Origin of the sequence: Cohnella sp. GbtcB17, assembly GCF_019091135.1 — a bacterium.
GTDB lineage: Bacteria > Bacillota > Bacilli > Paenibacillales > Paenibacillaceae > Cohnella.
On sequence record NZ_JAGXJW010000013.1, the window covers coordinates 38,846 to 55,216 of the forward strand.

Genomic DNA, 16,371 nt, shown 5'->3' on the forward strand with positions numbered 1-16,371 from the left:
GCAGGGCAACAAAATGGATATTTTACAGTAGGCGCACCTCTCCCAACAGCCCATAATGTCGATGAAAGCACGATACAAGCAGTTGGCCGGCACGGCCGGCATGCACGCTTGGAAGGGGAGAGCAACATGCATACGAACAACGATACTGCGCTTCGCGACGTCCGGCTCGCGGACTTGTCCGTTCGGGAGAAAATCGGCCAGACGGTCGTCCTGCTGTCCAGCCGGTCCCAGGAGATCGAAAAGCACGGCAGCCTGGAAGCCTTTTTGGACCGCTACCCGGTCGGCGGCTTCTTCGTCGGCGCGGAGATCATCAAGGACGTCATGACGAGCAACGGCTTTGAGCAGGTCAAGGAAGCGACCGAGCAGTACCGGGCGGCGACGCGCATCCCGCTCATTTTTGCCTCGGACTTGGAAAATGGCTGCGGCAGCATGATTCCAGGCCTCACGAAGCTGCCGTTCCCGATGGCGCTCGGCGCGACACGCAGCGAGCAGCTCGCGTACGACTACGGCAAGGCGACCGCGCTCGAAGCGGGTCTCGCGGGCGTAAACTGGACGTTCTCGCCGGTGGCGGACCTGAACGTCAACCGCTTTAACCCGATCACCGCGATCCGGGCGATCTCAGACAAACCCTCCTGGGCGATCCCGCTGCTGAAGGCGGTCGTCCGCGGCATGCAGGATCACGGGCTGGCGGCGACGGCCAAGCATTTCCCGGGCGACGGCATCGACTATCGCGACCAGCATATGACGACGACGGTCAACTCGCTGTCGCGCGAGGAATGGCTCGCGCAGCACGGCGCGGTATTCCAGGCGCTCGTCGACGACGGGCTGGCCTCCATCATGACGGGGCATATCTCGCTGCCCGCGTTCCAGTCGCAGACCGCGCTTGGCGGCCGCTTCCTACCGGCGACGCTGTCGGCCGAGCTGAGCGACGACTTGCTGAAGCGGCAGATGGGCTTCAAGGGCGCCATCGTGAGCGATGCGCTGATCATGGGCGGTTATCTGAAATGGTACGAGCGCAACGAGGCTTACCTGCACACGCTGAACGCAGGGACGGACATGCTGCTCTGGCCGGAGCTGACGTACTTCGAGGCGGCGGAAAGGGCGCTCGAGACGGGCGAGCTGACGATGGAGCGGCTGGACGATGCGGTCGAGCGCGTGCTGCAAATGAAGCGGCGGTTTGGCGTGCTGGCGGCCGGCGATGAAGCGTCTGCGACCGCGGCGCGCAGCGAGGCATCCGCGGCGAGCGAGCCCGCCTACGAGGTGAAGGCCCCGGCGGGGCAAGCCGACATCGCCGCCTTCGCGGAACGCACGGCGCAGAGCGTGGCCGAGGGCGGCCTGACGCTCGTCCGCGACGAGAACGGCCTGCTGCCGCTCGTTGCCGGCGCGGTGCGGAAGGCGCTCATCATCGGCATCAGCCCGTCCACGGCCGACTACGACGATCTTGTCACGCTCAAGGAGGCGTTCGAGCGGCGGGGCATCGAGACGGAGCTCATCCGCAACGTCTGGTACGAGGATCTCATCGCGCGGGAGCCCGGAGTCGACCTGATCGTGTATGCGCCGATCCTGCGCCACCATCATCCGATGGGACCGCTCGCCTTCAGCGGGGAGGAAGCCTCGGCTTGCTGGAGCGCGCTGACGGCCGGCAGGGAAAAGACGGTCGTCGCCGGCTTCGGCTCGCCGTACGCCATCGCCGATTACTTTGACATGGCGCCGGTGGCCGTCAACGCCTACAGCAATGTACCGGCATCCCACGAAGCTTTCGTGCGCGCCCTGTTCGGCGAGATTCCGTTCGCAGGCGTCGCGCCTGTCGACAATCTTTAACTAGAAAAACGGGACGAAGCAGATTGGTTTTCCTGCTTCGTCCCGTTTTGCATGTCGTTCAATTGCGTCGTGCCCAGCGCTCGCAAGAGTTCCTATATAGGAAGAAATTCAGCCAGCGTTGCGCCCTTCTCCCCCGGAGTTCCTGCATAGAAACACATTCGGTCGGCATTGCGCCCAACGCTCCCAGGAATTTCTGCATAGAAACACATTTGGCCAGCTTTGTGCCCAACACTCCCAAAAATTCGTACATAGAAACACATTCAGCCCGACTCGCGCAGTCGGCACCTACTCTCGCACATGCCGCCGGCACTGGCGAATTCCTCTGAATTTTGAACATTTATCCCGGAATTATGCGCTGTCGCCGTTCGCGCGTCCTGGTACGATAGAGGCGCGGGTCAGGTAGGCCGGAATTATGCCCAATCCTGCCGTCAACAACCGGGGCGGCATGTTCGTGATGGCCACGCTGTCGCTCGTCCCGATCTTCGTCATCTTCTTCGTCTTCCAGCGCTATATCGTGGAAGGCATCAGCACCAGCGGTCTCAATTAATGATTAGCGCCAAGGGGGAAACGGACATGCCAGCATTGCGCTTCGACGAAGCGGAAGTACGCGCGGCAATCGATCGTGTAGTCGACCGCACGTTTCGCATGGATTTCAATTGGGATTGGCCGGCGGGCGTCGCTTTCTATGGCGTATGCGAGGCTTATGAGGCGACAGGGAACACGGCGTATTTGGAAAAGTTAAAGGCGTGGGTCGACGAACAGCTGGAGGATGGCATTCCAAAGTTGACGGTCAACGCGGTCTCGGTGGGTCATTCGCTGCTCACGCTGCACAAGGCGACAGGCGAGCAGCTGTATTTGGACAAGGCGACGGAGATGGCGGAATTCCTCACACACGAGGCGGTGCGCTTCGGGGAAGGCATTTTCCAGCATACGGTCAACTCGCATACGTACGACTTCCCCGAGCAGGCATGGGTGGACACGATGTTCATGGCGGGCTACTTCCTGCTGCGGGTCGGCCATTTGCTCGGGCGGCAGGACTACATCATGGACGGCATTCGCCAATACCACGGCCACGAGAACTGCCTGCAGGATCCGAAGACGAACCTGTATTACCACGGCTGGGACAACGTTGGCGGCTCGCACATGTCCGGCGTCTTCTGGGCGCGGGGCAACGCCTGGGCTGCGCTGACGATGGCGCGGGCGCTCGAGCTCGTCGACGTACACCATGCATCGTTCATGATCATCGAGGGCTCGCTTCGCGATCAGCTGAGCTCGCTCGTGCGGCTGCAAGACGAGGAGACGGGGCTGTGGCACACCGTGCTGGACGATCCGTCGTCGTATCTCGAGACGTCGGGCTCGGCAGGAATCGCCGCGGCGCTGCTGTCTCGCGGGCGTCTGTACAATAAATACGTGAACCGCTCCGTACGCGGCATTCTGGATCGCATCACCGAGGACGGCATGGTCTCGGGCGTATCGGCCGGCACGGCGGTCATGCGCGATGTCCAGGGCTACAAGGATACGTCGGAAAAGCGCATCCAGGGCTGGGGTCAGGGGCTCGCGCTGGTGTTCCTGTCGTCGCTGCTATCGGGACAGGAGTGGTAGAGCGGAAATAGGGGGGGCGACGAAGCGCAAGGGTCACGCGCTTCAGGCCGCCGCTCCGCGCACGGCCGCGCGCTGCTTCGCGATGCGGAGCGCCATGAGCGCCGCGACCAGGCAAACGAAGCCTGCCGCGAAAAACGGCACCTGGTAGCTGCCGAGCCACTCCCGGACGGTGCCCGCCGCAAAGGCGGCCACGGAGGCGCCGAGCTGGTGGGTGACGACGACCCAGCCGAAGATCATGCCGGCCCGCTCTTTGCCGAAGGCGTCCTGCGACAGCTTGACGGTCGGGGGCACGGTCGCGATCCAGTCGAGCCCATAGAACACCGTGAACAGCGTCAACTGCGGCTGGCCCGCGCCGAGGGCGTAGGGCAGGAAGAGCAAGGACAGGCCGCGCAGCCCGTAATACCAGAACAGCAGCTTGCGGCTGTCGAAGCGGTCGGGCAGCCAGCCGGACAGCGTCGTGCCGACGAGGTCGAACATGCCCATGAGGGCGAGCATGCCCGCGGCCGTCACCTCGGGGATGCCGAAGTCGCCGCAAGCGGGGATGAGATGCGCGCCGATCAAGCCGTTCGTCGAGAAGCCGCAGAAGAAAAACGTGCCGCTCAGCAGCCAGAACGTCTTCGTGCGCGCGCCCTCCCGCAAGGCCGCGAGCGGCGCGAGGAACAGATTGCCGCGGAACGGCGCCGGCTTCACGACTCGCGTATCCCCGTAAGGCGCCGCTCCTACGTCGTAGGGGTGATTGCGCATCCAGATCGCGACGGCGGCGAGCGCGACGAGCGTTGCGCCGACGGCTGCGTAGACGGCGTACCGCCAGCCGGCCTCCTCCGTGATGCGGGCGAGCAGCGGCAGGAACAGCAGCTGGCCGGTCGCCGCGCTGGCCGTCAGGATGCCGACGACAAGCCCGCGGCGATGCGCGAACCATTGGCCGGCGACCGTGACGCCGAGCACGTTGGCCATCATGCCGGTGGCGAGCCCTGACACGACGCCCCACAGCAGCTCGAACTGCCACAGCGCCGTCATGTACGGCGTGAACAGCAGGCCGGCGGCCAGCACGGCGAGCGAGAGCGCGGTCATGCGGCGAATGCCGAAGCGCAGCAGCAGCGCCGCGGAGAACGGCCCCGTCAGTCCGTACAGCAGGATGCCGATAGAGATGACACTCGAGATGCCGCTCCGGCTCCAGCCGTATTCCTGCTCGAAGGGCAGCATAAAAATGCTCGGCATCGAGCGCACGCCGGCGGACACGAGCAGCGTAACGAAGGTGACGGCAAGCACGGTCCAGCCGTAGTGGAATCTCCGGCGGCGTCCGGAAGCTGTGCTTGCAGCAGCGTCGCTCGAAAAATCTTCGCTCGCTCGGCCGCTCTGTAGGCCATTTTCCGCATCCTTCGGGTTAGGCGTCGATCTCATCGGCGGGCGCTCCTTTCTCCAGCCGGGTGCCGGCCGCCAGAATGCCGTCGGACAGCGCATCGGCGGCCGCATCGCCCAAAATCTCCTTGTATCTGGCCTTCAAGCGCTTCGAAGCCAGCCGAATCTCTCCCTCCAGCGACTGCCCCTTGGGCGTCGGATAGAGCATCACCGTCTTGCCCTGCACGCTGCGGCGGACGAGCTGCTTGACCTCCAGCTTGTCGACGAACCGCGTCAGTGTGGACGGGGCGATGCTCAGCTTTTCCGCCAGCTCCTTCTGGGTAATGCCGGGCCGGCCGTTGACGAGACGGATCGCGTAGCCGTACATCGGCGTCAATCCGGTCGGCGCGAACTCCTCCTCGGCGATACGCGTAATGGCGCGGCCAAGCCGGTTGGCGGTAAAAAACAGGCAGCTCTGTAAAAAGCCTTCGTCAGGCGAGGCGTCATTCATCGCGCATCCCTCGATTCATTTGTATGTACAACAAAAATAAAGCACATCCGATCGGTTGTCAACGGTCATGTGCCCCGGCCTCCGCTTGTCGGCCTCTGCTTGAACGGGGAAACGAACATTGGGCTATGCTATAATGAGGTGTTCGAACGAATCAGGGGCTTTCTTTGAGCGAGGAGGAAGACACCTGCCGATCGGCAGGGCCGTCCCAGAAGGCTTCGTTAACGAGACGCCACGTACCGGCGAGCGCGATTGCGCCGCAGATGCCGATGAGCAGCAATTTTTTAACGGTTCGGTACATAGAGGGTTCTCCTTTGAACGGCTTCGCTCTCCATTATCGGCGAAGCGGGCCGTTCATTTCTGTAACCGCGCATACAAAACCGGCCGTTTTTGCCGATCCGTTTTTATCGACCGTTTAGCCGGTCCGTTCGAAGTTACGCCAATCAAATCACGATTAATGGAGGCAGACCGATGGTATCCGATGAAGTTATCTTGACCGCGGAAGGGTTAGCGCAGCTTGAGCAGGAGCTGGAGGAATTGAAGACGGTGAAGCGCCGGGAGCTCGCCGCCCGCATCAAGACGGCAATCAGCTACGGCGACTTGAAGGAAAACAGCGAGTACCACTCCGCGAAGGAAGAGCAAGCGTTTATGGAGACGCGGATTTTGACGATCGAACGGATGCTGAAAAAAGCGCGCGTCGTCAAAAGCGCGGGCGCGGATTCGGTATCCGTCGGCTCTACGGTCGTGCTGAAGGACAAGGAATTCGACGAGATTATCGAATACCGGATCGTCGGTCCCGCCGAAGCGGACGTCATGGCCTCGAAGATCTCTTACGAGAGCCCGCTCGGCAAGGCGCTCATGGGCAAGGCCGTAGGCGAGGCGGTCAGCGTCGAGGCGCCGGTGGGCATGATCCAGTACGAGCTGCTGGAGATCAAAGCTTAAGGTGGTATGCGAGCCGGATTTCTGGATAAATAATAACAGTACCGGAAATCCGAATGGCGAGGAGTGACGGCGATGAGCTGGTCATTGGAGCAAGCGTACGCCTACGTGAACAAAATCAAGGAGCGTGCGGCGGAGGACGAGGCTTTCCGGCTGCTCGCGCTGAACGACCCGGAGATGGCCTGCAGGCTGCTCACCGGCGAGCCGCTGCCGGAAGGCGTTCGGATGTCCGCGCGGGCGCATGGCCCGGACGGCCTGGATATCGAAGTGCGCGGCCTTCAGGAGACATGGCCGACCGGGGAGCTGGGCCCTGACAAAGCGACGTTGGATTAAAGCGGCGGGCAGGATGCCCGAACGGCTTCGCCTTTCTTCGGAGAGGCGAAGCTTTTATTTTCAGTCGCAGAACTTGGATGACGGGAGAGGACGGGAAGGCGATGACACACGTATACTTACGCAGGCTGAAGGCGGGAGATACCGCGGCGCTCCTCGATTTGCGGCGGCGCAATCGCGCGTTTTTCGAGCCGTTCGAGCCGATTCGCGCGGACCGGGACTACACGCCGGCCGGCATTCGCGACATGCTGGATCAGGACGAGCTGCACTGGAAGCGAGGAAGCGGCTATGGCTTCGGCATCTTCAGCCGCGACGCCGACAAGCTGGTCGGCCGCGTGAATCTGAGCAATGTCGTGCGCGGCGCATGGGAGAGCTGTACGGTCGGCTATTATATGGATGAGGCTGAAGGCGGCCGCGGCCTTATGACGGAGGCGCTCGGGCAGGCGGTGGACTTCGCGTTCGGGGATGCGGGATTGCATCGGGTTCAGGCGGCCGTCATGCCCCGCAATTTGGCGTCGATCCGGGTCATCGAGAAAAACGGATTCAAATACGAGGGGCTGGCCGAGTACTATTTGAAAATCCACGGCATCTGGGAGCATCACCGTATTTACAGCCTGACCCGGGAGCATCTGGTTCGATCGACGTAATCCGGCCGGGAGCGAGGGCATGACACCCAGGGGTGCAACGGCAGGCTAACCTGTCCGAGGACACGCAAAATACCGGTTCGTTGGAATCGGTATTTTCTATTGACAGTCTTATAGCGCGGTGCTAATCTGGACTTGCCCTATATGATACATATTGTATCTGAATAGGAAGACCTACATTCTGCTTTGAAGGGAGTTGTCTCTATGAAAAAGGATTGGGCGAGTCCGGTGCTTGAGGTGCTGGAAGTCAAAATGACGATGAAGTTCTTCCCGCCGGTTCATCCTCCGGGCGGTCCAGGCGGTCCTGGCGGCGGCGACGATTGTCCGCCGGACATGGACAGCTAGGCAGCCCGCAAACGAAGCGGCGCCGCGGCTGCAAAGGCATATGCCGCAGCTCGCGGCGCGGCCTCGTTCGAATCGGTCGAAAAGTGTTTATAAAAAGGAAGCGGATGCGGAAGGCTGCGTGTCCGGCCATGATGACGGGAGGGGAGCCGCCATGTACGCGCTTGTCGGGAGCAAACGCCAGGACCGGTCGTTCCGCCGTACCTGGGCGTATTTCTGCAGCAAATACGGATGGGGCAACGACCCCTGCGCCATCGAGGGCATACGATACGTATTGTTGCGCGGCGGGCGCTTGCCTTTTATCCGTCGGCGAACGATCGGAACGATCGAATTCATCCCTTATCGCCCGGGCAATCCGCGCAGTACGGTCGAAGGGCCGTACAAGCATCCTTTTTCCAAAGAGCCGGAGATTCGAAGTTCTCCCTACCGGATCTGGGAGATCGACAAGCTGTGCATCGCGGAAGCCTACCAGCGCCAGGGGCGCTTCGGCACGTTCCTTGAGATTTTCTACGACCACGCGGAGCGATTCGCTCCCCGTTATTATATCGCGCTAATCGAGCGCAGGCTGTACCGCATGCTGCGGATCGTCTTCGGACTGGGCGTCGAGCAGCGGGGACCGGTCATGCAGGGACCGACTTCCGCGCTTATCCCCGTTCTGATCGACATCGAGCGGATCATGCAGGATAAGGTTAGAGTCGCGCGTCTGCTGGACGAAGCGAAGCGCAGGCCAGGGGAGCCGGACGGCCGCAGGGTACCCGCCGGCCGCCGCCCGGTCGACAAGAGAGTCTAAGGCTCGTCGCGATGCTGCCGACGCCTCCGTCAGCCGTTCCAACTTGCTCCTATGCCCTTCTTCCCGGTCGCAGCAGCGACATCGCTTCGTCGTAGCGCGCATAGCTGACGCCGCTTCCGAAGCCGCTGTCGAACGCCCAGTTCGCCAGGCTCTCGGCCTGCGTCGCCTGCAGGTCCGTGAAGCCGAACCGCGTCTTCATGTCGGCCAAATATTTGCGTTTCACTTCCTCGAAAAACCGTTCGTTTTCCTGTCGCTGATCCTTCGCATCTCTCATGACGCCGCTCAGCCTCCTTTTAATCGTCATTATTGACCGATGCCGCCGGGAATAGACGCTATGGCGGCCGGTTGTATTTGCGTGCCGGCGTTGTATACTGTTAACGCAGTCAATTGATAGGGAGGGCGACGGATGAACATCACGGCATATTCGGTCGAGCTGGTCAAGGACCCGTTCGGCATTCTGAGCGGGCGGAGGTACGAGTTCAAGCTGGAGGTCGAAGTGGACGAAGAGGACGAGCTCTATTCGGAGCACGGCGTCTACGCGCGCGTCGTCTACAAGGACGATGGCGAGGCGTCGGGCATTTTGACTTGCGACTGGACGGAGAAGACGACGAACCGCTACCTGCCGCTGGACGCGGAGCCCGAGGAGCTCGCCGAGCTGGCCGCCTTTTGCGCGTCGCACCTGCCGGAAGACGAGTAATCCCGATGCACGGCAAGCAGGCAAGGCCAAGCGTCCCTGACGAACGAAGGGGCGTTCGGCCTTGCCTGCTTTTTCGTAACGTAACACGGGCGGCGCATGCCTCAAAACTTCGGAATGATATAGCGGGCCAGGAAATACAGAACGCCGAAAAAGATGAGGACGTACGCGGCATACTTGATGAAGGTCGAGGCGACGAGGCTCGAATCGTATTTTTTTTCGACGTTGTGTTGTTCGTACTCGACGTTGCGCTGCTCGATGGACATGGTCGAACCCTCCTAGTCGATGGTTAAAAACTCGGGAGCACGTATTGAGTAAGGAAATAAAGCAAACCAAGCAAGATCGCGAAGTAAGCGGAATACTCGATGAACGAGACGGCAACGGGTTCTCCGTCGCGCGGACGCTCGTAGTCCTCCTCCAGCAGGTCCGATTGACCCAGATATTGTTCGGGCATCGACATCGCCGCACCTCCTTCCGGCTCATGCATCGCGTTGATATCCTCCATTACCCGCGCTCCGTTCCGGCCAATCAAGCCGGGCGCGTCGCCGAAGGTATCATATTTGTTCGCTTTAAGTGCGGCGCCAAAAGGATTAAACTGGAAGGTACGTCCATAAAAACAAATGGGCACAGGAGGAAAGCCGGGATGAGACATGCGGAGCTCCTAGGCAAAAAGGCCAAGCACGACATCGTCCATAACGGGCTGGTGCTCGTGCCGGCAGGAGTTGCACTTGAGAAGGCGCACATCGAATTGCTGGAGAATTACCGGGTGGATCCCGAAGAGATTCAAACGGCCGAGCAGGAAAATAGGCCGCAGGACGGGGAGTCGGCCGCGCTAATGACCCAGGCCGTACAGTTCGCGAAGGAGATGTTCGAGCGGGTGCGGGAGGTCGGCCATCTCGATCCGAAGGAGATTGAGCACACGCTGACGCCGATGGTGCTGCAGATGTCGCAGAACAAGGACATGTTCAGCCTGTTCCATACCGTCAAGGCGAAGGATGAATATACGCATCAGCACAATATCGGCGTCAGCGTACTGTCCACGCTGATCGGCCGCTGGCTGGGGTGGAGGGACGATCAGGTCGCCCTGCTGTCGCTCGCCGCGTCGCTGCACGATGTAGGGAAGGTCCGGATTCCGGACGAGATATTGCTGAAGCCGGGGAGGCTGACGGCGGACGAGTATGCGGAGATGAAGCTGCACACCGTGTACGGGTACGAGATTCTGAAGGCGAATCCGAAAATCGATCCGCGCGTGGCGCTTGTCGCGCTGCAGCACCATGAACGCGACGACGGGCGGGGCTATCCGTACGGCATCCGCAACGGCGGGATGGACATCATGAGCCGGGTCGTCGCCGTAGCCGACATTTTTCACGCGATGTCGTCCAGGCGTCCTTATCACGAGCCGATGCCCTTCTACAGAGTCGTCAGCGAGATGCGCAACGGCTCGTTCGGGGAGCTGGACCCGCAGATCGTCGGCGTGTTCCTCGAGCAGATCATCCGGCACTTGCTGGGCCGTCAGGTCAAGCTGAGCGACGGACGCTGGGGGGAGGTCGTCTATCTCGATCCGCAGGAGGACATGCATCCGCTCGTGAGGGTCGGCGACAGTTTCATCGATCTGAAGCGGGAGCGGCATCTGAATATCGAGGAGATCATCATTTAAGCTTGGTTAAGCGGCTGGTCGGTTCCCCGCATTTACCAGGGAATCGGACCTTTGTCTCCGAAAAAGCCGCCGCTCGGACCGTCGTCCGGCAGCAGCGCCAGACGGACGGGCTCCCGCGCGCCTTCGGCGGCGAATCTGGAGGAGGCATAGCCGTTCATGGCGGTTGCGCAGTAGCCGGGATCCGCCGCATTGACCTTGATGCCGTCCTCGGCGAGGTCCTTGGCCCACATGACGGTCAGCGCGTTGACCGCCGTCTTGGACGAGTTGTAGCCGAGCATGAGGAACGAGCCCAGCTCGAACGAAGGGTCGCCATGCAGCCGAAGCGAGGCGAGCGAGCTGGAGAGGTTGACGATCCGCCCGCCGGCCGATTTGCGGAGCAAAGGAAGCATCGCCTGCGTGACGCGCACGACTCCGAACACGTTGGTCTCGTATACTTGCCGGACAAGCTCGGCGCCGGATTCACCCGGGCGCGACTCGGGCAGGAGCACGCCGGCGTTGTTGATGAGAATGTCCAGCCTCCCGCAGCTCCGCGCGATATTCTCGGCCGCGGCAGACACTTGCAGCGCATCGGTGACGTCCATCGGGATGCATGCGGCATCGCCGCCTTCCGCATTCAGCAGGCGGACCGCCTCGCTTCCGCGCCCCGCGTTGCGCACACCGACGAGGACGCGGACGCCCGCCTGGCCGAGCTGACGGCAGATTTCGAATCCGATGCCTTGATTGCCGCCTGTGACCAGCGCGATTTTTTTAACATCGTCGTTCATGGAAGCGCTCTCCTTTGCGTCGGTTGTCCTCCCCATTTTAATTGTCATCGCGATTCACCCGGAAGTGAAACAAGTCACCGAATCTGTCATGCTCGAGGCTGACAGATTCGATGACTTGACGCTGGACGCCTATTTTCAGATAAAGACCGACAGCAGCTTGCCGACCGCCGTCCTGGCGTCGACGTCCACGCTGACCTGGATCGGCGTGCCGACGCTCGGGCTTGGCCGCAGGTCCGCGACCGTCATGCCGGCGCACAGTGCGCTCTCGCATTCGACGGTGACGCGCATCGTGCGGTTGGTGACGAGGCCGGGCTCTTCGGCGGCGAGCACCGTGAGCGGGTCGTGCATCGGCGCCGCGTCGACGAAGTGGTTGGCCTGCCGGTAGAACTCGAAGTAGTAAGCCATCGAGGTTCGCAGGAAGTCGACGATCTCGCGGTTTTCCGGCCGGCAGCGCCGCTGCAGGAAGTCGAGATGCTCCTGGGCGAGATGCGTCTTCATCGTGACGTCGAGGCCGATCATCACGATGTCGAGTCCGGAAGCGAAGACGATGTCGGCGGCCTCGGGGTCGCCCCAGATGTTCGCCTCGGAAACCGGCGTCACGTTGCCGGCCACCTGGACGGCGCCGCCCATCACGTACACCTGTTTGATTTTGCGCGTCAGCGCGGGATCCTTGGCCAGCGCGAGGGCGACGTTCGTGAGCCGACCGAGCGTGATCAGGACGAGCTCGCCGTCCAGCTCGTCCGCCTTGCGGACGATGAAGTCTTCCGCGCGCTCGGCGAGCGGGCGTTGATCGGAAGGCGGCAGCTCGGCGTCGCCGATGCCGTTGTGCCCGTGCACGTGGGCGGAGAAGCCGGTGGGCGGCCGCTTCAGCGGACGATCTGCGCCGATCGCGACGGGCACTTCGTAAGCGGGCGCAGCCAGCTTGACGATGCGCAGCGTGTTCTCCGTCGCCTGCTGCACGTCGACGTTGCCGAAGACGGTCGTGATGCCCTCGACGCGCAGCGCGGGGGACTTGAGCGCGTATAAAATGGCGAGCGCATCGTCGATGCCGGTGTCGGCGTCGATAATGACTTTGCGGACTTGAGTCAAGGGAAACAGGCTCCTTTATTCTTGGATGTGCCGCGGCGATGGCCGCGCATCTTCGAATTATAACACGCCGTTTGTCCCGGAAGCATGCGAAAGGCGCGCGGCTCGCGCCGCGCGCCTTCGATGGCGTGTATTCGTATTAGCTCAGCGAGCCGAGCGCTTCCCGCGTGAACGACCGGAGCTCTTCGGCACGGCCTTCGCGGATCTTGCTCGCCCACGACGGATCGTTCAACAGCGCCCGGCCGACGGCGACAAGATCGAACTCCCCGCGTTCGAGACGCTCGACGAGCGCATCCAGGCCTACGTTCTCGGCGCCTTTGCCTTCGGCGAAGAGGCTCGTGAACTCGGAGTCGAGGCCGACGGATCCGACCGTGATGGTCGGCTTGCCGGTCAGCTTCTTGGTCCAGCCCGCCAGATTCAGGTCCGAGCCTTCGAACTCGGGCTCCCAGAAGCGGCGCGTTGAGCAGTGGAAGATGTCGACGCCTGCCGCGGACAGCGGCGCGAGGAACTGCTCCAGCGCTTCCGGCGTCGGCGCGAGCTTGGCGTTGTAGTCGACCGGCTTCCACTGCGAGAAGCGGAAAATGATCGGGAAGTCGGGACCGACGGCCGCGCGGACCGCCTCGATGACTTCGACCCCGAACCGCGTGCGGCCGACCAAGTCGCCGCCGTATTCATCGTCGCGCTTGTTCGTGTTTTCCCAGAAGAATTGGTCGATCAGGTAGCCGTGCGCGCCGTGGATCTCGACGGCGTCGAAGCCGAGCCGCTTCGCGTCGGCCGCCGCCTGCGCATACTCCGCGACGAGTCCGCGGATCTCTTCCTTCGTCAGCGGCTCGGACACCTTCTGGCCGGTGAGCGCCAAGCCCGACGGGCCGATCGGCGCGGCGTCCGATTCGGGGAACGTATCGCGCTGACGAGCGGTGCCCACGTGCCAGATCTGCGGAGCGATCTTGCCGCCTGCCTCGTGGACTTCGCGGACGACGCGCGCCCAGCCTTCAAGCGCAGCTTCGCCGTAGAAGTGAGGGACGTCGCGGTCGGCTGCTGCAGCCGTGTGGTTGATCACGGTGCCTTCGGTGATGATCAGACCGACGTTATTTTCCGCTCTGCGGCGATAGTAGCCGGCGACATTTTCGCCCGGAACGCCGTTCGGCGAAAAGCTGCGGGTCATCGGCGCCATGACGATCCGGCTGTCCAGCTCCAGCTTCTCGCTGGAAAATCGTTCGAACAACGGCGTTGCGGTTTGATTCACGGTCATGGATAGTCTCTCCTTGGAAGGGCGCGGCCCTTTATTTTTATATATCTATAATTATAAATATATCGATGCAATAAGGTCAACGCAAGTGGCAGCGCCGTCCGGAATCAGCATCACCGGCGGATGCCCGGCCTTTGCGGCTATAGTATGTCCGTTGTCTGTCATGCCTGCTGCTTAATCTGCTCGGGTCGGGGGTAAAGAATTCCGTTAACCGCGGCACGAACTTTTTACATACGAATGCGCGAGGCGCGGCTGAACGAGCCCTATATCGAGGAGGAAGCGATCGAATGGCCAAGAAGGACAACGGCAAGCCGGAGAAAACAGTCAAAGATGAGCAGCTTGAGCAATTCACGGTAGACGCGACCGGTCAGAAGCTGACGACGAATCAAGGCCTGCGCATGGCGGAGGACGAATTTTCGCTCAAGGCTGGCGAGCGAGGCTCCACGCTGCTGGAGGACTTTCATTTCCGCGAGAAAATGACGCACTTCGACCATGAGCGCATCCCGGAACGGGTCGTTCATGCCAGAGGCTTCGGCGCGCACGGCTTCTTCCAGGTGTACGAGCCGCAGGCCGACATTACGAAGGCGGGCTTCCTGCAGGATCCGTCCGTCAAGACGCCGGTCTTCGTCCGCTCCTCCACCGTCGCCGGTTCCCGCGGTTCGGCCGATACGGTACGCGACGTGCGGGGCTTCGCCGTTAAATTTTATACCGAAGAAGGCAATTACGATCTGGTCGGGAACAACATTCCCGTATTTTTTATTCAGGATGCGATCAAGTTCCCGGACTTCGTGCACGCAGTCAAACCGGAGCCGCACAACGAGGTGCCCCAGGCGCAGTCGGCGCACGACACGTTCTGGGACTTCGTCACGACGAATACAGAAGCCGCGCATATGGTCATGTGGGCGATGAGCGACCGCGCGCTGCCGCGCAGCTATCGCATGATGGAGGGCTTCGGCGTCAACACGTTCCGGCTGGTCAACGCGGAGGGCGTGGCGCGCTTCGTGAAGTTCCACTGGAAACCGGTGCTGGGCGTCCATTCGACCGTCTGGGACGAGACCCAGAAGATCGCGGGTAAGGATCCAGACTTCCACCGCCGCGACCTGTGGGATGCGATCGAGCAGGGCAACTTCCCTGAGTGGGAGCTCGGTGTGCAGCTCATCGAAGAGGACGAGGAGTTTAACTTCGACTTCGACATCCTCGATCCGACCAAGCTGTGGCCGGAGGAGCTCGTGCCGGTGCGGCTGATCGGGAAGATGACGCTAAACCGCAATACGGACAACTTTTTCGCAGAAACGGAGCAGGTCGCCTTCCACCCGGGCCATGTCGTGCCGGGCATCGACTTTTCGAACGATCCGCTGCTTCAGGGCCGCCTCTTCTCCTATACGGACACCCAGCTGAAGCGCGTCGGGGGTCCGAACTTCCACGAGCTGCCGATCAATCGTCCCGTCGCGCCGGTCCACAACAATCAGCGCGACGGCATGGCGCGCATGACGATCAATCCGGGTCAGGTGTCCTATCACAAGAACGGACTGTCGGGCAACACGCCGTCGCCTGCGCCGGAAGCCGAGGGCGGCTACAAGCACTATGCGGAAAAAGTGGAAGGACGCAAAGTCCGCGCGCGCAGCGACAGCTTTAAAGATCACTTCAGTCAGGCGGTGATGTTCTATCAAAGCCTGTCCGAGGTGGAGCAGCTGCACATCATCAAGGCGTTCCAGTTCGAGCTGAGCAAGGTGATGGACAAGGACGTGCGCCAGCGGACGGTCGACGTGTTCGCGCAGGTCGATCCGGGACTCGCGGCGCAGCTAGCCGACGCGATCGGGGCGCTGCCGCCGGCCGATATGGCTGCGCCGGCCGTCACGATGCGGTCGCCGGCGCTCAGCATCATGAACAAGGCGAAGTCGGCGAAGACGCGCAAGGTAGCCGTGCTCACGGCCAAGACGTTGGCGGACGCCGAGCTGCGGGAGGTGCTGGCGGCGCTGGCCGCGGAGGGTGTCACGGCGGAGCTTGTGAGCACGAAGCTCGGGTTCCTGCCGACGGATGCCGACGGGCAAGTCGAAGTAATGCATCACCTGGAGTCGGCGGACTCCGTCCTGTTCGACGCCGTCTACGTCGCCGGCGGACGCGAGAGCGCAGACGCGCTGCTGGCGCAGCCGCTGGCGGTGGACTTCGTCCGCCAGGCGTACCGCCACTACAAGCCGATCGCCGCGATCGGCGAGGGCGCGGACCTGCTGGCCGCCGCCGGCGTCGGTTCGCCGACGCCGGCAGGGGCCAAGGCGACGGGCTCGGTGAACCAGCCTGCCTGGAACGAGCCCGGCGTCGTCGTCGCGGCCGAGCCGGACGGCGCCTTCGCCAAGTCGTTCGTCGAAGCGATCGCCGCGCACCGCCATTGGGAGCGGAAGGTGCAATAACGCGGAACGGGAAGAGGGGAGAAGCAGCCTCTGAGGGGGCTGCTTCTTTTTGCGTTCTGGCGGATTTACCTTCATGCGGCCAGCAGCCTCAGGGGAGGTCTCGGGGGACGGCAGAGTCTCGGTCAGGAACAAACTGGTGCTCTCGTATGCGGGGGTGCGTCAAGAAGTCTCGGTCAGGAACAAAGTTGCGCTCTCGAAT

The 16,371-nt window shown here is 62.1% G+C and carries 19 protein-coding genes and 1 pseudogene; 11 read left to right on the forward strand and 9 right to left on the reverse strand.

Annotated elements, in window-relative coordinates; translation table 11 throughout:
* The first annotated feature begins 126 nt into the window (after nucleotides 1-126).
* The 3 genes and pseudogenes from KVT38_RS09150 (at nucleotide 127) to KVT38_RS09160 (ending at nucleotide 3,423) form a co-directional block, all read left to right on the forward strand.
* On the forward strand, nucleotides 127-1,821 hold the full coding sequence (locus KVT38_RS09150) for a glycoside hydrolase family 3 protein (RefSeq protein WP_217593401.1): 1,695 nt from the start codon (nucleotides 127-129) through the stop codon (nucleotides 1,819-1,821).
* A 424-nt stretch (nucleotides 1,822-2,245) separates the two neighbouring features.
* Nucleotides 2,246-2,368: pseudogene (locus KVT38_RS09155) on the forward strand (carbohydrate ABC transporter permease); the annotation flags it as partial.
* A gap of 26 nt (nucleotides 2,369-2,394) precedes the next feature.
* Entirely contained in the window at nucleotides 2,395-3,423 is a 1,029-nt protein-coding gene (locus KVT38_RS09160; protein WP_217593402.1) for a glycoside hydrolase family 88/105 protein, read from the forward strand.
* A 42-nt stretch (nucleotides 3,424-3,465) separates the two neighbouring features.
* Here KVT38_RS09160 and KVT38_RS09165 read toward each other — a convergent pair whose 3' ends face one another.
* The 3 genes from KVT38_RS09165 to KVT38_RS09175 all read right to left on the reverse strand — a co-directional run bounded on the left by KVT38_RS09165 (nucleotide 3,466) and on the right by KVT38_RS09175 (nucleotide 5,570).
* Complete coding sequence (locus KVT38_RS09165) at nucleotides 3,466-4,824, reverse strand: MFS transporter (RefSeq protein ID WP_217593403.1); 1,359 nt, start codon at nucleotides 4,822-4,824, stop codon at nucleotides 3,466-3,468.
* Nucleotides 4,808-5,272 carry a MarR family winged helix-turn-helix transcriptional regulator gene (locus KVT38_RS09170; protein WP_217593404.1) on the reverse strand — a complete coding sequence of 155 codons (465 nt, stop codon included), beginning with the start codon at nucleotides 5,270-5,272 and terminating at the stop codon, nucleotides 4,808-4,810. Before KVT38_RS09170 ends, KVT38_RS09165 begins: the two co-directional genes overlap by 17 nt.
* 151 nt (nucleotides 5,273-5,423) lie before the next feature.
* Nucleotides 5,424-5,570 (reverse strand): hypothetical protein, encoded by a 147-nt coding sequence (locus KVT38_RS09175; protein ID WP_217593405.1) that lies wholly within the window; start codon nucleotides 5,568-5,570, stop codon nucleotides 5,424-5,426.
* Nucleotides 5,571-5,740: 170 nt separating this feature from the next.
* Between KVT38_RS09175 and greA the strand changes: the two genes are divergently transcribed.
* The 5 genes from greA (at nucleotide 5,741) to KVT38_RS09200 (ending at nucleotide 8,314) form a co-directional block, all read left to right on the forward strand.
* On the forward strand, nucleotides 5,741-6,211 hold the full coding sequence (gene greA, locus KVT38_RS09180) for a transcription elongation factor GreA (protein WP_217593406.1): 471 nt from the start codon (nucleotides 5,741-5,743) through the stop codon (nucleotides 6,209-6,211).
* A gap of 72 nt (nucleotides 6,212-6,283) precedes the next feature.
* Nucleotides 6,284-6,541 carry a hypothetical protein gene (locus KVT38_RS09185; RefSeq protein WP_217593407.1) on the forward strand — a complete coding sequence of 86 codons (258 nt, stop codon included), beginning with the start codon at nucleotides 6,284-6,286 and terminating at the stop codon, nucleotides 6,539-6,541.
* Between the two features lie 101 nt (nucleotides 6,542-6,642).
* Complete coding sequence (locus KVT38_RS09190) at nucleotides 6,643-7,185, forward strand: GNAT family N-acetyltransferase (protein WP_217593408.1); 543 nt, start codon at nucleotides 6,643-6,645, stop codon at nucleotides 7,183-7,185.
* Nucleotides 7,186-7,386: 201 nt separating this feature from the next.
* Nucleotides 7,387-7,527, forward strand: coding sequence for a paeninodin family lasso peptide (locus tag KVT38_RS09195; RefSeq protein WP_217593409.1), 141 nt, complete (start codon nucleotides 7,387-7,389; stop codon nucleotides 7,525-7,527).
* Nucleotides 7,528-7,678: 151 nt separating this feature from the next.
* On the forward strand, nucleotides 7,679-8,314 hold the full coding sequence (locus KVT38_RS09200) for a hypothetical protein (protein WP_217593410.1): 636 nt from the start codon (nucleotides 7,679-7,681) through the stop codon (nucleotides 8,312-8,314).
* Between the two features lie 49 nt (nucleotides 8,315-8,363).
* On the opposite strand, the gene KVT38_RS09205 is transcribed toward KVT38_RS09200, so the two are convergent.
* Nucleotides 8,364-8,588: a hypothetical protein gene (locus KVT38_RS09205; protein WP_217593411.1), complete on the reverse strand. Its 225-nt coding sequence runs from the start codon at nucleotides 8,586-8,588 to the stop codon at nucleotides 8,364-8,366.
* A 132-nt stretch (nucleotides 8,589-8,720) separates the two neighbouring features.
* Here KVT38_RS09205 and KVT38_RS09210 point away from each other — a divergent pair, with 132 nt between their 5' ends.
* Nucleotides 8,721-9,011: a DUF6509 family protein gene (locus KVT38_RS09210; RefSeq protein WP_217593412.1), complete on the forward strand. Its 291-nt coding sequence runs from the start codon at nucleotides 8,721-8,723 to the stop codon at nucleotides 9,009-9,011.
* Between the two features lie 101 nt (nucleotides 9,012-9,112).
* On the opposite strand, the gene KVT38_RS09215 is transcribed toward KVT38_RS09210, so the two are convergent.
* Both KVT38_RS09215 and KVT38_RS09220 read right to left on the reverse strand, forming a co-directional pair.
* A complete protein-coding gene (locus tag KVT38_RS09215; RefSeq protein WP_217593413.1) occupies nucleotides 9,113-9,274 on the reverse strand; it encodes a hypothetical protein in 162 nt (53 codons plus the stop codon).
* 23 nt (nucleotides 9,275-9,297) lie between these two features.
* On the reverse strand, nucleotides 9,298-9,660 hold the full coding sequence (locus KVT38_RS09220) for a hypothetical protein (protein ID WP_217593495.1): 363 nt from the start codon (nucleotides 9,658-9,660) through the stop codon (nucleotides 9,298-9,300).
* Between KVT38_RS09220 and KVT38_RS09225 the strand changes: the two genes are divergently transcribed.
* Entirely contained in the window at nucleotides 9,652-10,665 is a 1,014-nt protein-coding gene (locus KVT38_RS09225) for an HD-GYP domain-containing protein (protein ID WP_217593414.1), read from the forward strand. The genes KVT38_RS09220 and KVT38_RS09225 overlap by 9 nt on opposite strands.
* 32 nt (nucleotides 10,666-10,697) lie before the next feature.
* Here KVT38_RS09225 and KVT38_RS09230 read toward each other — a convergent pair whose 3' ends face one another.
* The 3 genes from KVT38_RS09230 to KVT38_RS09240 form a co-directional block, all read right to left on the reverse strand.
* Nucleotides 10,698-11,429, reverse strand: coding sequence for an SDR family oxidoreductase (locus tag KVT38_RS09230; protein ID WP_217593415.1), 732 nt, complete (start codon nucleotides 11,427-11,429; stop codon nucleotides 10,698-10,700).
* A 135-nt stretch (nucleotides 11,430-11,564) separates the two neighbouring features.
* Nucleotides 11,565-12,518, reverse strand: coding sequence for a nucleoside hydrolase (locus KVT38_RS09235; protein WP_217593416.1), 954 nt, complete (start codon nucleotides 12,516-12,518; stop codon nucleotides 11,565-11,567).
* A 136-nt stretch (nucleotides 12,519-12,654) separates the two neighbouring features.
* Nucleotides 12,655-13,767 carry an NADH:flavin oxidoreductase gene (locus KVT38_RS09240; RefSeq protein WP_217593417.1) on the reverse strand — a complete coding sequence of 371 codons (1,113 nt, stop codon included), beginning with the start codon at nucleotides 13,765-13,767 and terminating at the stop codon, nucleotides 12,655-12,657.
* 284 nt (nucleotides 13,768-14,051) lie between these two features.
* On the opposite strand from KVT38_RS09240, the gene KVT38_RS09245 reads away from it, so the two are divergent.
* The gene (locus KVT38_RS09245; RefSeq protein ID WP_217593418.1) at nucleotides 14,052-16,172 is read left to right on the forward strand and encodes a catalase; all 2,121 of its coding nucleotides are present in this window, start codon (nucleotides 14,052-14,054) and stop codon (nucleotides 16,170-16,172) included.
* The last annotated feature ends 199 nt before the right edge of the window (nucleotides 16,173-16,371 follow it).

Excerpts from the sequence above, each read along its gene's own strand:
- KVT38_RS09200 (WP_217593410.1), top strand. The coding sequence starts at position 7,679 with ATGTACGCGCTTGTCGGGAGCAAACGCCAGGACCGGTCGTTCCGCCGT.
- KVT38_RS09205 (WP_217593411.1), bottom strand. The coding sequence starts at position 8,588 with ATGAGAGATGCGAAGGATCAGCGACAGGAAAACGAACGGTTTTTCGAG.
- KVT38_RS09165 (WP_217593403.1), bottom strand. The coding sequence starts at position 4,824 with ATGAGATCGACGCCTAACCCGAAGGATGCGGAAAATGGCCTACAGAGC.
- KVT38_RS09210 (WP_217593412.1), top strand. The coding sequence starts at position 8,721 with ATGAACATCACGGCATATTCGGTCGAGCTGGTCAAGGACCCGTTCGGC.
- KVT38_RS09215 (WP_217593413.1), bottom strand. The coding sequence starts at position 9,274 with ATGTCCATCGAGCAGCGCAACGTCGAGTACGAACAACACAACGTCGAA.
- KVT38_RS09150 (WP_217593401.1), top strand. The coding sequence starts at position 127 with ATGCATACGAACAACGATACTGCGCTTCGCGACGTCCGGCTCGCGGAC.
- KVT38_RS09220 (WP_217593495.1), bottom strand. The coding sequence starts at position 9,660 with ATGTCTCATCCCGGCTTTCCTCCTGTGCCCATTTGTTTTTATGGACGT.
- KVT38_RS09240 (WP_217593417.1), bottom strand. The coding sequence starts at position 13,767 with ATGACCGTGAATCAAACCGCAACGCCGTTGTTCGAACGATTTTCCAGC.
- KVT38_RS09175 (WP_217593405.1), bottom strand. The coding sequence starts at position 5,570 with ATGTACCGAACCGTTAAAAAATTGCTGCTCATCGGCATCTGCGGCGCA.
- KVT38_RS09185 (WP_217593407.1), top strand. The coding sequence starts at position 6,284 with ATGAGCTGGTCATTGGAGCAAGCGTACGCCTACGTGAACAAAATCAAG.
- KVT38_RS09190 (WP_217593408.1), top strand. The coding sequence starts at position 6,643 with ATGACACACGTATACTTACGCAGGCTGAAGGCGGGAGATACCGCGGCG.
- KVT38_RS09195 (WP_217593409.1), top strand. The coding sequence starts at position 7,387 with ATGAAAAAGGATTGGGCGAGTCCGGTGCTTGAGGTGCTGGAAGTCAAA.
- KVT38_RS09225 (WP_217593414.1), top strand. The coding sequence starts at position 9,652 with ATGAGACATGCGGAGCTCCTAGGCAAAAAGGCCAAGCACGACATCGTC.
- KVT38_RS09230 (WP_217593415.1), bottom strand. The coding sequence starts at position 11,429 with ATGAACGACGATGTTAAAAAAATCGCGCTGGTCACAGGCGGCAATCAA.
- greA (WP_217593406.1), top strand. The coding sequence starts at position 5,741 with ATGGTATCCGATGAAGTTATCTTGACCGCGGAAGGGTTAGCGCAGCTT.
- KVT38_RS09245 (WP_217593418.1), top strand. The coding sequence starts at position 14,052 with ATGGCCAAGAAGGACAACGGCAAGCCGGAGAAAACAGTCAAAGATGAG.
- KVT38_RS09170 (WP_217593404.1), bottom strand. The coding sequence starts at position 5,272 with ATGAATGACGCCTCGCCTGACGAAGGCTTTTTACAGAGCTGCCTGTTT.
- KVT38_RS09160 (WP_217593402.1), top strand. The coding sequence starts at position 2,395 with ATGCCAGCATTGCGCTTCGACGAAGCGGAAGTACGCGCGGCAATCGAT.